This window comes from Streptomyces sp. NPDC043726, assembly GCF_056436565.1.
Genome location: NZ_JBWKCI010000007.1, coordinates 408,304 through 422,996, shown reverse-complemented (window position 1 = coordinate 422,996; position 14,693 = coordinate 408,304). Strand labels below are relative to the sequence as shown.

Below are 14,693 nucleotides of genomic sequence, written 5' to 3'. Positions count from 1 at the left end.
CGCGCTTTGCCGGAGATCAGCCGGAAAGGGATAGCGGGTTTTCCCCATCCCTCAATTTCGTTCGGGCCAACTCTCCCCAAACATCTGTCCCTTGCGTAAGGCTGAGCGGTCGTTCCACGCTCGTTCCTTTACCTACAAGGGATGCCGATGACCCTCACCCCCCAGCGTGAACCCATATCGGGTGCGAGACGCGCGGCCCGCATAGCGGTGGCCGCCGGACTCGTGGCCGCGCTGTCCGCCGCCGGGCCGATACCCCTGGCCTTCGCCGAGGACGCCCCCGCCGCGGCCGACCCGGCCGTCAAGTCCGCGCACGACAAGCTCGGTTCCGGCGACGCGGACCTGCTCGCCGACGCCAAGGCGGCCGGCGACAAGAACGTCACGATGATGATCGCCACCGCCCCCGGGCAGACCGAACAGGTCGCCCAGGAGCTGGACGCGGTCAAGGGCGGCTCCGTGGGCCGTACCTACGACAAGCTCGGCTACGTCCGGGCCACCGTCCCGACCGGCAAGGCGGACGCGGCCATCGCCTCCGCCGCCAAGCTCTCCTCCGTGCACGGCATCGACCTGCGCGAGGAGATCCCGCTGGACGACCCGGCCGTCGACACCAGGAAGTCGGCGTCGACCGCGGCCGCCTATCCGGCCCCCGGCAAGAACACCCCGGCCGAGAACCCGTACAACCCCTCCTTCGAGACGGGCGCCGTCGACTTCGTCGACGACCACCCGAAGGCGGACGGCCGCGGAGTCACCATCGGTGTCCTGGACTCGGGCGTGGACCTGTCCCACCCGGCGCTGCAGAAGACCACCACCGGTGAGCGCAAGATCGTCGACTGGGTCACCGCGACCGACCCGATCGTCGACGGCGACGCCACCTGGCGCGCGATGACGACCAACGTCTCCGGACCCAGCTTCACCTTCAGCGGCCGCACCTGGACGGCACCCGCCGGGTCGTACCAGGTCAACCTGTTCCGCGAGTCCGCGACCACGGGCGGCGACGCCAAGGGCGACGCGAACCGGGACGGCGACACCACCGACGTCTGGGGCGTGCTGTACGACGCCGCGGCCGGCACGGTCCGGGTCGACCTGAACAACAACTTCGACTTCGGTGACGACACCCCGATGAAGCCGTACAAGGACGGCTTCCAGATCGGCTGGTTCGGCACCGACAACCCCGGCACCGACGTCGCCGAGCGTCAGCCGTTCGTCGTGGAGATCCGCAAGGACGTCCCGATGGACCCCTACGGCGGTGACTGGGTCGGGCAGAAGCGCGACTTCGTCAACATCGGCGTCATCGAGTCCGAGCACGGCACGCACGTGGCCGGCATCACCGCCGCCAACGGCCTGTTCGGCGGCGAGATGAACGGCGCCGCGCCCGGCGCGAAGGTCGTCTCCTCGCGCGCCTGCACCTGGACCGGCGGCTGCACCAACGTCGCGCTGACCGAGGGCATGATCGACCTCGTCGTCAACCGGGGCGTCGACATCGTCAACATGTCCATCGGCGGTCTGCCGGCGCTCAACGACGGCAACAACGCGCGCGCCGAGCTCTACACCCGCCTGATCGACACCTACGGCGTCCAGCTGGTGATCTCCGCGGGCAACTCCGGCCCCGGCGCCAACACCATCGGCGACCCGTCCCTGGCCGACAAGGTCATCTCGGTCGGCGCCTCCGTCTCCCGGGAGACCTGGGCCGCCAACTACGGCTCCAAGGTGGAGAAGCGGTACGCGATGATGCCGTTCTCCTCCCGCGGCCCGCGTGAGGACGGCGGCTTCACCCCGACGCTCGTGGCGCCGGGTGCCGCGGTCAACACCATCCAGACCTGGCTGCCGGGCGCCCCGGTCGCCGAGGCGGGCTACTCGCTCCCGGCCGGCTACGGCATGCTCCAGGGCACCTCGATGGCCTCGCCGCAGGCCGCCGGTGCCTCCGCGCTGCTGCTGAGCGCCGCCAAGCGCGCGGGCATCGAGCTGACCCCGGCGACCCTGCGCACCGCGCTCACCTCGACCGCCGACCACATCAGCGGGGTCCAGGCGTACGAAGAAGGCGCGGGCCTGATCAACATCCCCGACGCCTGGGAGTCGATCAAGGACGACGCCACCGCGCACACCTACACGGTGAAGGCGCCGGTCGACACCGCGCTCGACCAGTTCCTGAAGACGCCCGGCTTCGGTTCCGGTCTGTACGACCGCGAGGGCGGTCTGAAGGCCGGCCAGAAGAAGACGTACGAGATCACCCTGACCCGTACCTCCGGCGCCGACCGCGCGATCCGGCACGAGCTGCACTTCGAGAACAACGCCGGTGGCACCTTCCGGATCGTCGGCTCCGACGAGGTGAACCTGCCGCTGAACCAGCCGGTCACCGTCAAGGTGCAGGCCAACCCGAAGTCCGCCGGCCTGAAGAGCGCGATCCTCGAGGTCGACGACCCGCGCACCGAGGGCATCGACAAGCTGGTCATGTCGACCGTCGTGGTCGCCGCGCCGCTGCAGTACACCTACTCGGCGTCCGGCACGGTCCAGCGCAACAGCACCAAGCACTACTTCGTGACCGTGCCCGAGGGCGCCAAGTCGCTGGAGGTCGCGATCGGCGGGCTCAAGGACAAGAGCCAGACCCGCTTCATCGCCATCCACCCCTACGGCGTTCCGTCCGACACGACGTCGACGCCGAACTGCTACAACAACTACCTCGACGGCAACGGCTGCCGCCCGGACGTGCGTTCGTACGCCGACCCGCAGCCCGGCGTCTGGGAGATCGAGGTCGAGTCGCGCCGTACGTCGCCGCTGCTCGACAACCCCTTCAAGCTGGACGTCACCGTCCTCGGCGCGGCCTTCGACCCGGAGACCGTGACCGTGCCCGAAGCCAAGGTGGGCACCCCGGTCGAGGCCTCCTGGAAGGTGACGAACAAGTTCGCCGCCCTGGACGGCAAGCTGGCGGGCGGTCCGCTCGGCTCGTCCAAGTCGGCCCGGCCGACCATCGCCGACCACGAGACGCACACCAGCACGGTCGAGGTGCCCGAGGGCGCCACGTCCCTGGACGTCGCCATCGGCAATGTCTCGGACAACGCCGCCGACCTGGACCTGACGGTCTACGACAAGGACGGCAACCAGGTCGCGCAGGCCGCCGACGGTGACTCGGAGGAGGCGGTCTCGATCGCCAAGCCCGCCGCCGGCACCTACACGATCGAGGTCGTGGGCTACTCGGTGCCGTCCGGCTCCACCGCCTACGACTACCTGGACGTGTTCTTCTCCGCCGCGCTCGGCTCGGTCACCGTCGACGAGACGGCGCCGGTGAAGCTCGGCACGGGCGACTCGGCCACGGTCGCGGCGAAGGTCACCGCCGCGGCGGCCGCGCCGGAGGGCCGTGAGTTCTTCGGCCAGGTCCAGCTGCTGAACGCACGCGGCACGGTCGCGGGCGCGGGCAGCGTGAAGATCGAGAAGGTCACTCCGTAGTCCGTTCCACGGCTGTGAAGGGGGCGGGCGTCCGGTCGCGGGCGCCCGCCCTTTCGCATGCGCTCATCCGCAGTTCAGGGAACGGGACTCGGGCAGCGACCGGGTGACCCACTCCCGTTCCATGGCGATCTCCTGCTCCCCCACGATCCACATGTCGGGCGGGGCGCCCTTGTCGGGGACGCCGAAGAGGACCTCGTCGCCCTCGCGCAGCCGGGGCGCGGAGTTCTCGTCGATGACGTAGGTGAGGTCCTTCTCCGTCGACTTCTCCGGCTTGTAGAAGCGGCTGACGCGCACGCTCACCTGGACCAGAGCCGGGTCGGCGGTGGGCTCGCCGACCGGTTCGGCGGCGGTGACCGTGCCCTCGGCGACCAGGTACGCGCAGGACAGATAGCGGGGGCTGCCGAACAGGACGCCTCCGCTGTCCTGCTGCGCCTCCTTGGCGCCGCTCGCGGCCGAGTCGGCGCTGCTGTTCGCGCCGCCCGGTCCGGACTCCATCACCAGCCAGCCGAGCCCCGCGACCACGCTCGCGGCGGCGGCCACGGCGAGCGAGCCGACGGCGAGGCGGAACATCCGGCGCCGGACCGGTCGTACCGGACGGAGGGCGGGGGCCGGTCGGGGTGCCGGCGCGGGTTCTCCCGGCTCGGCCAACGCGCTGCCGATGATCTCCAGTTGCTCCCGCAGCACGGCGAGGTCGGCGGTGGCCCTGCGGTGTTCGGCCAGGAGGGCGGCGTCGGCCTCCTCGGGCAGGGGTTCGTCGGTGATCGCGGCCATCAAGGCGTCGATGCCGCTGTGTTCGGCGGTCATGTCACACCACCTCGTCCTCGTGCAGGCGGGCGCGCAGAGCCCGTACCGCCGTGTGCAGCCTGCTCTTGACCGTGCCCTCGGGGATCGCGAGCTGCTCGGCGATGTCGCGCACGGGCAGGTCTGCGAAGAAGCGCAGGACGACCACCTGGCGCTGGGCGTCGGGCAGTTCGTCCAGGCCCTGGGCGACGGCGAGGGAGAGCACGCTGGTGTCCTCGCCGGAGGGGTGCGCCGACTGGCGCAGGGACGCGAGGCGTTCGCCGAGCCGCTCCTGGCGGCGCTTGGCCCGGTGCCAGTCCATGGCGTAGTTGGAGGCGACCACCGCCGCCCACGCGGAGACGTCCCGGGGCGCCTCGCGTCCGCTCGCCGCCCGCTCCAACAGCCGCAGACGGACCTGCTGCACCCCGTCCGGCAGGTCCGCCTGCGGCACCCCGCCGAGCGCGAGCACGGCCCGCACCCGACGTTCCTGAGCCGCGTCCAGGGGATCGTCCGGCGCCTCCGGCGCACCGTCCCCCTGGCCACGACGGGCCAATCTGCGCAGCACAGCCACCCTCCCCTCGCCGCGTTTCCCCTATGACGCCGGTCGGGAGGGAAACGTTCGATCCGAACTGCGGAATCTTTTCTTCACATCATCTCCACTGTCACCATGTGCCCCATGACGATCATCACCAAGGGGGCCAACACCCCTGTCCCCGCAGGTCTGCTGCGGGTCGCCGTGTGCCGCAGGAAGGTGCCCGGGACGCCGGCCGCGGTGGAGGTCTCGGCGCTGCTGCTGGACGCGGCGGGCAAGGTGCGCGGCGACGCGGACCTCGTCTTCCACAACCAGCCCGCGCATCCCTCGGGCGCGGTACGCCACCTCGGCACCGGGGACAGCGGCGAACAGCTCGCGGAATGGCTGGAGCTGGAGCTGCCCCGGGTGGAACCGGCGGTGCAGCGGGTGCTGATCGCCGCCTCCTGCGACGACGGCGTCTTCGGGGCGGTACCGGGGCTCGCGGCACAGACGGTGGCGGCCGACGGCACGATCGTCGTGCACTACGAGGTGACGGACGCCGCCGACGAGACGGCGTTCGTTCTCGGGGAGTTCTACCGGCGCAACGGCGAGTGGAAGTTCCGGGCGGTGGGCCAGGGCTACGACTCGGGCCTCGCGGGCCTGGCGACGGACTTCGGGATCATGGTGGCGGAGGAGCAGCCGGTCGCGGCACCCGTGGCTCCGGTGGTTCCCGCTCCGGCTCCGGCTCCGGTGCTGAACACCGGAGTGGCGAAGACGTCGTCGACGACGACGCTGGTGGTGCCGACGGAGCCGGACCACGCCCGCCCCTTCGAGTTCACCCCCTATGTCCACACCGGCAGCTACGAGAAGAGCATCACCGTCGATGTGGCGTTCCCGCCGAACTCGGGACCGGTGATCGTCGAGGCCAAGGTCAAGGGCGCCACCTGCTCTGTCAAAACCCCCGGCGGCGACGACATCCTCCACTCCATCGAGGACGACTTCAAAGGCCGCGCCCTGGCCCTGCCGCCACCGGAAGGCGGACCGATGCCGTTGGAGGTCGACTGCTTCGGCGACTGGACCATCACCGTGCTGCCCCTGTCGGCGGCGCTCCCGCTCGGCTCGAAGAGGGTCAAGGGCCACGGCGACGAGGTCCTCGCCTACACCGGCCCCGCGGCCGAGCTGAAGATCTGGGGAGAGCGCGGCGACGCCTGGCTGCGGCTCAAGCGCCACCAGGGTGACACCCGCGATCTCGACAGCGCCGAGCGGTTGCACGACGGCATGGGACGGGTCAAGAAGACCGTACGGATCCCGGCAGGCCCGCTCCTGTTCACCGTGGAGCGAAGCGACGGCGACTGGGGACTCGGCATCAGTCCTCTGCCCGACGAGGCGCCGCCCGGAGCGGGTGGGAAGAACGTCCACGAAGGCCGGGGCGAGAAGACGGTCACGCTGGTCAACCCGCGGCCCGGGCGGCCCTCGCTGCTCCGGTACGACTTCCCCGGCGCCGAGCGCAGCTTCGACATCGGGGTGAAGCTCGTCGACGAGTACGGCGACGAGGACGAGTGGCTCACCACCTGGAACCACGGCACCCGCGGCACGGCCCTGGTCTTCTCCCAGGGGCAGGCCGAGCGGACGATCCGGGTCAAGCACTCCGGCAAGTGGTCGCTGCGGATCGTCCCCGAGGACGAGGCGCCGCTGCTCACCGGCCCGGTCGAGGGCAAGGGCAGCACGGTCCTGCGCTACCCGGGGCCGCCCACGCTGATGAACGTCCGGCTGACCTCGAAGGGGAACGACGAGAAGCTGACCGCGCACGCCCAGAACCATCCGTTCGGCAGGACGGTGATCATCGCCGACGTCCACGGCCGCCGCCGTCCGGCGCTCGGTCCCGTCTTCGTCGACCCGGGCGGTTCCTGCTTCGTGGTCGTGTCCGCCACCGACGGCGCGAAGTGGCGACTGGAGCCGCAGCCGCTCAGCCTGGCGACCGCCCTCGGTGCGCGGAACCAGGGCGAGGGCTACGGAGTCGTATGTCACACCGGGCCCGAGGTGGAGATGATGGTCGCCGGGACGAGCGGCATCCTCCATGTCTACGAACTGGACGAAAACCTGTTCCCCAAGCGGAAAATCACGGGTTCTTCCGGCCCGTACCGGATCGAGAGCGCATTTCTGCAGGTCCGGGCACTGGGCGGATGGGTGATCGAACTGCGCCCCTGACAGGAGTGGCGTCCCATCACTCGGGCAAACGATTGGACACAACGGCCTGGATGGGACGCATCATGGAAACGTCCAGGCCACGCAATCGCCACAGCGAAGGAGTCACCGTGAGGGTCGGAATCGTCGGAGCCACCGGTCAGGTCGGCACGGTCATGCGCAGGATCCTCACGGAACGCGACTTCCCGGTCACGGAGCTGCGCCTGTTCGCCTCGGCCCGCTCGGCGGGGACGGTCCTCGACGGCGTCACGGTGGAGGACGCGGCCACGGCCGACTACACCGGCCTGGACATCGTGCTGTTCTCCGCGGGCGGCGCGACCTCGAAGGCGCTGGCCGAGAAGGTCGCCTCGCAGGGCGCGGTGGTGATCGACAACTCTTCGGCCTGGCGCAAGGACCCCGAGGTCCCGCTGGTGGTGTCGGAGGTCAACCCGCACGCCATCGCCGACCGCCCCAAGGGCATCATCGCCAACCCGAACTGCACCACGATGGCCGCGATGCCGGTGCTGAAGGCGCTGCACGCCGAGGCGGGCCTGGAGGCGCTGGTCGCCACCACCTACCAGGCGGTCTCCGGCTCGGGCGTAGCGGGCGTGGCGGAGCTGCACGGCCAGGTCCAGAAGGTCGTCGCGGACGCGGAGAAGCTGACCCACGACGGCGAGGCCGTCGACTTCCCCGAGCCCCAGGTCTACAAGCGCCCCATCGCCTTCAACGTGCTGCCCTTCGCCGGCAACCTCGTCGAGGACGGCCTGAACGAGACCGACGAGGAGCAGAAGCTCCGCAACGAGTCCCGCAAGATCCTGGAGATCCCGGAGCTGAAGGTCTCCGGCACCTGTGTCCGGGTCCCGGTCTTCTCCGGCCACTCCCTCCAGGTCAACGCCCGTTTCGCCCGCCCGATCAGCCCGGAGCGGGCGACGGAGCTGCTCGCCGGGGCGCCGGGCGTGGTGCTCTCCGAGATCCCGACGCCGCTCCAGGCGGCCGGCAAGGACGCCTCGTTCGTCGGTCGCATCCGCACCGACGAGACCGTCGAGAACGGCCTGGCCCTGTTCATCTCCAACGACAACCTCCGCAAGGGCGCCGCGCTGAACGCGGTCCAGATCGCGGAGCTGGTGGCGGCCGAGCTGAAGGCCTGACGCCGGTCACAGTCGAAAGGGCGGCCACCCCACCGGGGTGGCCGCCCTTTCGGCAGTTCGTGGAAGGATGACCGAACCCACACATAACGAGGAGATGACCGCGTGCCTGGCACAAACCTGACTCGCGAAGAGGCGCAGCAGCGGGCGAAGCTGCTCACCGTTGACTCGTACGAGATCGATCTCGACCTCTCCGGCGCGCAGGAGGGCGGCACCTACCGGTCCGTGACCACGGTGCGTTTCGACGTCGCGGAGGGCGGCGCCGAGTCCTTCATCGACCTGGTGGCCCCGGCCGTGCACGAGGTGACGCTCAACGGCGACGCGCTCGACCCGGACGAGGTCTTCAAGGACTCCCGGATCGCGCTCCCGGGGCTGCTTCAGGGCCGTAACGTCCTGCGGGTGACCGCGGACTGCGCGTACACCAACACCGGCGAGGGCCTGCACCGGTTCGTCGACCCGGTCGACAACCAGGCCTACCTCTACACCCAGTTCGAGGTGCCCGACGCCCGCCGGGTCTTCGCCTCCTTCGAGCAGCCGGACCTCAAGGCCACCTTCCAGTTCACGGTGAAGGCGCCGAGCGGCTGGACGGTCATCTCGAACTCCCCGACGCCCGAGCCCACGGACGACGTCTGGGCCTTCGAGCCGACCCCGCGGATCTCCAGCTACATCACCGCGCTGATCGTCGGTCCTTACCACTCCGTGCACAGCGTGTACGAGAAGGACGGCCAGTCCGTCCCGCTCGGCATCTACTGCCGCCCCTCGCTCGCCGAGTACCTCGACTCGGACGCGATCTTCGAGGTCACCCGGCAGGGCTTCGAGTGGTTCCAGGAGAAGTTCGACTACGACTACCCGTTCCAGAAGTACGACCAGCTCTTCGTGCCGGAGTTCAACGCGGGCGCGATGGAGAACGCGGGCGCGGTGACCATTCGCGACCAGTACGTCTTCCGGTCCAAGGTGACGGACGCGGCGTACGAGGTGCGCGCCGAGACGATCCTGCACGAGCTGGCCCACATGTGGTTCGGCGACCTGGTCACCATGGAGTGGTGGAACGACCTGTGGCTGAACGAGTCGTTCGCCACCTACACCTCCATCGCCTGCCAGGCCTACGCGCCCGGGTCGCGCTGGCCGCACGCGTGGACGACGTTCGCCAACTCCATGAAGACGTGGGCGTACCGCCAGGACCAGCTCCCCTCGACGCACCCGATCATGGCGGAGATCCGGGACCTGGACGACGTCCTGGTCAACTTCGACGGCATCACGTACGCCAAGGGCGCCTCGGTCCTGAAGCAGCTCGTCGCGTACGTCGGCATGGACGAGTTCTTCCGGGGCGTGCAGGCGTACTTCAAGGCGCACGCGTACGGCAACACGCGTCTGTCGGACCTGCTCGGCGCCCTGGAGAAGACGTCCGGGCGGGATCTGAAGACCTGGTCGAAGCTGTGGCTGGAGACGGCCGGCATCAACATCCTGCGCCCCGAGATCGAGACGGACGTGAACGGTGTCATCACCTCCTTCGCGATCCGCCAGGAGGCCCCGGCGCTGCCCGCCGGCGCGCAGGGTGAGCCGACGCTGCGTCCGCACCGGATCGCGGTCGGCCTGTACGAACTCGACGAGGCGAGCGGCAAGCTGGTGCGTGCCGAGCGCGTCGAGCTGGACGTGGACGGCGAGCTGACGGCCGTACCGCAGCTGGCGGGCAAGCGTCGTCCGGCGGTGGTGCTGCTGAACGACGACGATCTGTCGTACGCCAAGGTCCGTCTCGACGAGCAGTCGCTGGCCTTCGTGACGGAGCACCTGGGCGACTTCGAGGCGTCCCTGCCCCGGGCGCTGTGCTGGGCGTCGGCGTGGGACATGACGCGCGACGCGGAGCTCGCGACCCGCGACTACGTGTCCCTGGTCCTGTCGGGCATCGGCAAGGAGTCCGACATCGGTGTGGTGCAGTCGCTGCACCGCCAGGTCAAGCTGGCGATCGAGCTGTACGCCGACCCGGCGGGCCGTGAGGCGCTGCTGAACCGCTGGACGGACGCGACGCTGGCGCACCTGCGCTCGGCGCCGGCGGGCGGGGACCACCAGCTGGCGTGGGCGCGCGCCTTCGCGGCGACGGCCCGGACGCCGGAGCAGCTGGACCTGCTGGACGCCCTGCTGGAGGGTTCGCAGTCGATCGAGGGCCTGGTCGTCGACACCGAGCTGCGCTGGGCGTTCGTTCAGCGGCTCGCGGCGGTGGGGCGCTTCGACGAGGCGGAGATCGCGAGCGAGTACGAGCGGGACAAGACGGCGGCGGGCGAGCGGCACGCGGCGACGGCTCGTGCGGCCCGGCCGACCCCGGAGGCTAAGGCGGAGGCCTGGGCCTCGGTCATCGAGTCCGACAAGCTGCCGAACGCGGTCCAGGAGGCGGTGATCGGAGGCTTCGTCCAGACGGACCAGCGCGAGCTCCTGGCGCCGTACACGGACCGGTACTTCGAGGTGGTCAAGGGCATCTGGGACACCCGCTCCCACGAGATCGCCCAGCAGATCGCGGTGGGCCTCTACCCGACGGTCCAGGTCTCCGCGGACACCCTGGCCAAGACGGACGCCTGGCTCTCGTCCGCCGAGCCGAACGCGGCCCTGCGCCGCCTGATCTCGGAATCCCGGGCAGGAGTGGACCGGGCCCTGAAGGCCCAGGCGGCGGACGCGGCGGCGGCCGAGTAGCAGCCCGTACGACCAAGAGAGGGGCGCCCGGTCACGTACCAGGCGCCCCTCCGGCGCCCTGCCCGCCCCCCTCCGCGCCCCCCGCACCCGCCCCACCGCCGGTGCCCCGTCCGCAGTCCGGCCGTCCGCCCGGCCCCCAACTCCTAGCCAAGCCCCTCCGCGACCCCCGCAACGCCCCCAGCACCCACCCCACCGCCGGTGAGCCGTCCCCAGTCCGGCCGTCCGCCCGGCCCCCAACTCCTAGCCAAGCCCCTCCGCGACCCCCGCAACGCCCCCAGCACCCACCCCACCGCCGGTGCCCCGTCCACAATCCGGCCGTCCGCCGGACCCCCGACTCCTAGCCAAGCCCCTCCGCAACCCCCGCAACGCCCCCAGCACCCACCCCACCGCCGGTGCCCCGTCCGCAGTCCGGCCGTCCGCCGGGACCCCGACTCCTAGCCGAGCCCCTCCGCGACCCCCCGCAGCGCCTCCAGCACCCGCCCCACCGCCGGTGAGGCGTCCGCGCCCTTGCGGATCGCCGCAACCACATGCCGTACGGGCCGGTCCGCGTCCAGCTCCCGCATCACCACGCCGCCCCGGGGCACCGCCGCCATCCGCGGCACCAGCGCCACCCCCATTGCCGCCTCCACCATCGCCAGGATCGCCGTCCAGCCGGTCGCCGCATGGCCCTGGTGGGGAGTGAACCCCGCCGCCTCGCACGCCCCGCGGGTGATGTCCGACCACGGCCCGCTCGCCCCGAAGATCCACGACTCCTCGGCGAGGTCGGCCAGCCGCACCTCCCCCGCCCCCGCCAGCCGATGCCCCCGCGGCAAGGCCACGTCCAGCGGATCCGCCAGCAGCGTCACCCGGGCGAACCGGGGATCCACCGCACTCGGCGCCTGCGCCGCCAGGGACAGCGCCAGGTCGACCTCCCCGGCCCCCAGCAGCTCGTACGCCTCCCCCGCCTCGGCCTCCCGGACCTGGACCCGCACTCCGGGATGCGCCGCCCGCAGCGCCCGAACCGCCGGAACCACCAGCGCCGGCACCGCCGTGGCGAAGGCTCCGAGCCGCACCTCCCCGGCCTCCCCGTGCAGATAGGCGCTCAACTCCGCGTCCGCCCGCTCCAGTTGCTCGAACACCGCCTCGGCGTGCCGCAGCACCAACCGCGCCGCGTCCGTCAGCCGCACCCCCCGCCCGTGCGCCTCCAGAAGCGGCACCCCGAGCTGCTTCGCCAGGTTCGTCAGCTGCTGCGACACGGCCGACGGAGTCATCCGCAGGGCCTCGGCGGCGGCGGTCACCGTCCCCCGTTCCCGCAACTCCCGCAGAATCCGCAGCTTCCGGACGTCCCACTCGACCATGGCGGCAACCTACGTCACCGCCGCGCCCCCGCCCCCAGCACCACCCCGCCCAGGATCAGCGCCATCGACAGCACCTGCGCCCACCCGACCGTCTCCCCGAGCAGCGCCCACGACAACAGCGCCACACACACCGGCTGGAGGTAGTAGACGACCCCCGCGCGGCCCGCGCCGATCAGTGAGATCGCCCGGTTCCAGGCGAAGAACGCCACCGCGGAGGAGACGACACCGACGTAGAGCAGCGGCAGCAGCGTGCCCGCCGTGGGCTCGAAACCGCCCTGCACCGCGAGGCTCACCCCCTGCGCCGGCAGCAGCAGCACCGCGCCGACGAGGAACGTCGTGAACAGGAAGGCCGCACCGCCCAGTTCCGCCGGCTTGCGCCGCAGCAGCGCGCTGTACCCGGCGAAGCAGCAGGCCGCGGCGATCATCCACAGGTCGCCCGCAGCGAACCGGCCCCCGCCCCGGACGAGCAGCAGCACCCCGGCGCACGCGACCAGCAGACCGCAGATCCGCCGCGCGCCCAGCCGTACCCCGCCCATCCGCTCGAACACCGCCATCAGCACCGGCGAAGCGGCCATGATCATGCCCATGTTGGCGGCGGGGGTGGTCAACCCGGCCTGGTTGACGAAGGTGTTGTAGGTGGTGACCCCGAGGAGCGAGGCGAGCAGCACGAACCCGAGATGCCGGCGGACCGCCTTCCGCTGCCGCCAGGCCTGCCGGGCCCCGAAGGGCGCGACGGCCACGAGCGCCACGACCCAGCGCCAGAAGGCGTGCTGGACCGGCGGCACGCTGTCGTGCAGCGCCCGCGAAATAACGAAACTGCCGGACCAGACGAGCGTGGCGAGGGCGGCGAGGGCGATGCCGAGGACGGGGGCCGCCGTCCTCGGCATCGCCGCGCGGGAGGTCGTACGGGAGGAGAGGGTGTGCTCGGCCAGGTCAGCCACAAAGGCCCTTTCGCTTCGGTGATCGCGGTCCGGTCTACCGTCGCAGCGCGGAACCTGTCACGTCCATCGAATCTTTTCGAGCGTTCTTTGTAGTGAAACTGAACGATCGGACGGTCCGGCCACCATTGCCCGGCACCAACTGCCCCGCCACCGTCGCCCCCAGTGCCAGCACCATCCCCGCCAGCTGCACCGGCGTCAGCGACTCGCCCAGCGCGGCCCAGCCGACCACCGCCGCGGTGAGCGGGGAGAGCGGGACGAGGAAGGTGACCTGGGTGGCGGTGAGGCGGCCGATCCCGCGGAACCAGAGCCAGTACGCCACCGCCGTACCGGCCACGGCGAGGTAGAGGTAGCCGCCGAGCGCACGGGCGTCCAGCACGGGCGGCGCGCCCTCGACCAGGAAGGCGACCGGGGCGATGAGCAGGCCGCCGATGGTGAGCTGCCAGCCGGCCAGCGCGGTCGGCCCGGCACCCTCGGGCCGGCCCCACCGCTTGGCGAGCACGGTGCCGGTGGACATGGACGCGGTGGAGGCGAGGGCTGCCAGAAGGCCCGGTACGTCCAGCGCGCCGACCCGCTCCAGGACGACCAGGCTGACCCCGAGGGCCGCGAACGCCCCGGTGAGCAGTGCCCGCGGCGTCGGCCGCTGCCCGAGCAGCAGCGCCGAGAGGCCGACCACGAAGAGCGGGCCGACGGAACCGACGACGGCCGCGAGACCGCCGGGCAGCCGGTAGGCGGCCAGGAACAGCAGCGGGAAGAAGGCGCCGATGTTGAGCGCGCCCAGCACCGCCGCCCGCCACCACCAGGCACCGCGCGGCAGGACCCGGGCGAGCGCCAGGAGCAGCAGTCCCGCGGGCAGGGCGCGCATCAGACCGGTGAACAGAGGGCGGTCGGGCGGCAGGAACTCGGTGGTGACGAAGTACGTGGTGCCCCAGGAGACGGGTGCCAGGGCGGTGAGGGCGATGAGCGCGGGGCGGCTGGTGGCCATGGGACGCACCCTTCAATAGGTCGACAGCAAGTAGCTTACCCCTAAGCTACTTTCCTGCAAGCTACTTTTCCGGAAGCCGCTTTCCAGCAAGCTACTTTCTTGCGGCCGACCCTCCCGGCCCCGATACTCGGCCCATGGACGCACGCCCCGAACAGCCCAGAGACGCCGTCGACGCGATCATCGACCAGTGGGCCGCCGAACGGCCCGACCTCGACACCGCGGCGATGGAGGTCTTCGGGCGGATCTTCCGCCTCTCGCGCGCGATGGGCGATCGCATGGAGAAGGCGTACGGCCGTATCGGCCTCGCCCGGGGCGAGTTCGACGTCCTCGCCACGCTGCGCCGCTCCGGCGCGCCCTACACCCTCTCGCCGCGCCAGCTCTCGGCGACGCTGATGCTCACCACCGGGGGGATGACCGGCCGCCTCGACAAGCTGGAGCGGGCGGGGCTGCTGCGCAGGTCCCCCGACCCGCACGACCGGCGCGGACTCCAGGTCACCCTCACCGAGGAGGGGCTGCGGCTCGTCGACGAGGCGGTCGGCCTCGGGCTCGCCGTCCAGACGGAGGCCCTGTCCGCCCTCGACGCCGAACAGGCCGGCCACCTGGCCGACCTGTTGAGGGAGTTGCTGGCGGGGACCCGCGAGACCCCGCAGAGTTGACGCGCCGGCCCTCGGCGCGCGAGTCCCCGCAGGGGAG

The 14,693-nt window shown here is 71.3% G+C and carries 10 protein-coding genes; 5 read left to right on the top strand and 5 right to left on the bottom strand.

All coding sequences use genetic code 11. The features are described from left to right. Positions 1 to 147: 147 nt before the first annotated feature. A complete protein-coding gene (locus AC068Z_RS22545; RefSeq protein ID WP_478558246.1) occupies positions 148 to 3,438 on the top strand; it encodes a S8 family serine peptidase in 3,291 nt (1,096 codons plus the stop codon). Positions 3,439 to 3,501: 63 nt separating this feature from the next. Here AC068Z_RS22545 and AC068Z_RS22540 read toward each other — a convergent pair whose 3' ends face one another. Both AC068Z_RS22540 and AC068Z_RS22535 read right to left on the bottom strand, forming a co-directional pair. Next, positions 3,502 to 4,242: a hypothetical protein gene (locus tag AC068Z_RS22540; protein WP_478558243.1), complete on the bottom strand. Its 741-nt coding sequence runs from the start codon at positions 4,240 to 4,242 to the stop codon at positions 3,502 to 3,504. Position 4,243: 1 nt separating this feature from the next. Beyond that, on the bottom strand, positions 4,244 to 4,789 hold the full coding sequence (locus AC068Z_RS22535; protein WP_478558240.1) for a sigma-70 family RNA polymerase sigma factor: 546 nt from the start codon (positions 4,787 to 4,789) through the stop codon (positions 4,244 to 4,246). Positions 4,790 to 4,894: 105 nt separating this feature from the next. Between AC068Z_RS22535 and AC068Z_RS22530 the strand changes: the two genes are divergently transcribed. From AC068Z_RS22530 to pepN, 3 genes are all read left to right on the top strand, one after another. Next, positions 4,895 to 6,937 carry a TerD family protein gene (locus AC068Z_RS22530; protein WP_478558237.1) on the top strand — a complete coding sequence of 681 codons (2,043 nt, stop codon included), beginning with the start codon at positions 4,895 to 4,897 and terminating at the stop codon, positions 6,935 to 6,937. A gap of 107 nt (positions 6,938 to 7,044) precedes the next feature. Further along, positions 7,045 to 8,061 (top strand): aspartate-semialdehyde dehydrogenase, encoded by a 1,017-nt coding sequence (locus AC068Z_RS22525; RefSeq protein ID WP_478558234.1) that lies wholly within the window; start codon positions 7,045 to 7,047, stop codon positions 8,059 to 8,061. Between the two features lie 102 nt (positions 8,062 to 8,163). After that, positions 8,164 to 10,740: an aminopeptidase N gene (gene pepN, locus AC068Z_RS22520; protein WP_478558231.1), complete on the top strand. Its 2,577-nt coding sequence runs from the start codon at positions 8,164 to 8,166 to the stop codon at positions 10,738 to 10,740. A gap of 434 nt (positions 10,741 to 11,174) precedes the next feature. Here pepN and AC068Z_RS22515 read toward each other — a convergent pair whose 3' ends face one another. Genes AC068Z_RS22515 through AC068Z_RS22505 form a run of 3 tightly spaced genes read right to left on the bottom strand, consistent with a single transcriptional unit; the run spans position 11,175 to position 14,000 of the window. After that, positions 11,175 to 12,077 carry a LysR family transcriptional regulator gene (locus tag AC068Z_RS22515; RefSeq protein ID WP_478558228.1) on the bottom strand — a complete coding sequence of 301 codons (903 nt, stop codon included), beginning with the start codon at positions 12,075 to 12,077 and terminating at the stop codon, positions 11,175 to 11,177. A 14-nt stretch (positions 12,078 to 12,091) separates the two neighbouring features. After that, on the bottom strand, positions 12,092 to 13,018 hold the full coding sequence (locus AC068Z_RS22510) for a DMT family transporter (RefSeq protein WP_478558225.1): 927 nt from the start codon (positions 13,016 to 13,018) through the stop codon (positions 12,092 to 12,094). 34 nt (positions 13,019 to 13,052) lie between these two features. Beyond that, positions 13,053 to 14,000, bottom strand: coding sequence for an EamA family transporter (locus AC068Z_RS22505; RefSeq protein WP_478558222.1), 948 nt, complete (start codon positions 13,998 to 14,000; stop codon positions 13,053 to 13,055). A 134-nt stretch (positions 14,001 to 14,134) separates the two neighbouring features. Between AC068Z_RS22505 and AC068Z_RS22500 the strand changes: the two genes are divergently transcribed. Beyond that, on the top strand, positions 14,135 to 14,656 hold the full coding sequence (locus AC068Z_RS22500) for a MarR family winged helix-turn-helix transcriptional regulator (RefSeq protein WP_478558219.1): 522 nt from the start codon (positions 14,135 to 14,137) through the stop codon (positions 14,654 to 14,656). The last annotated feature ends 37 nt before the right edge of the window (positions 14,657 to 14,693 follow it).

Coding starts and splice junctions, on each gene's coding strand:
- AC068Z_RS22545 (WP_478558246.1), top strand. CDS start 148: ATGACCCTCACCCCCCAGCGTGAACCCATATCGGGTGCGAGACGCGCG.
- AC068Z_RS22540 (WP_478558243.1), bottom strand. CDS start 4,242: ATGACCGCCGAACACAGCGGCATCGACGCCTTGATGGCCGCGATCACC.
- AC068Z_RS22530 (WP_478558237.1), top strand. CDS start 4,895: ATGACGATCATCACCAAGGGGGCCAACACCCCTGTCCCCGCAGGTCTG.
- AC068Z_RS22515 (WP_478558228.1), bottom strand. CDS start 12,077: ATGGTCGAGTGGGACGTCCGGAAGCTGCGGATTCTGCGGGAGTTGCGG.
- AC068Z_RS22505 (WP_478558222.1), bottom strand. CDS start 14,000: ATGGCCACCAGCCGCCCCGCGCTCATCGCCCTCACCGCCCTGGCACCC.
- AC068Z_RS22500 (WP_478558219.1), top strand. CDS start 14,135: ATGGACGCACGCCCCGAACAGCCCAGAGACGCCGTCGACGCGATCATC.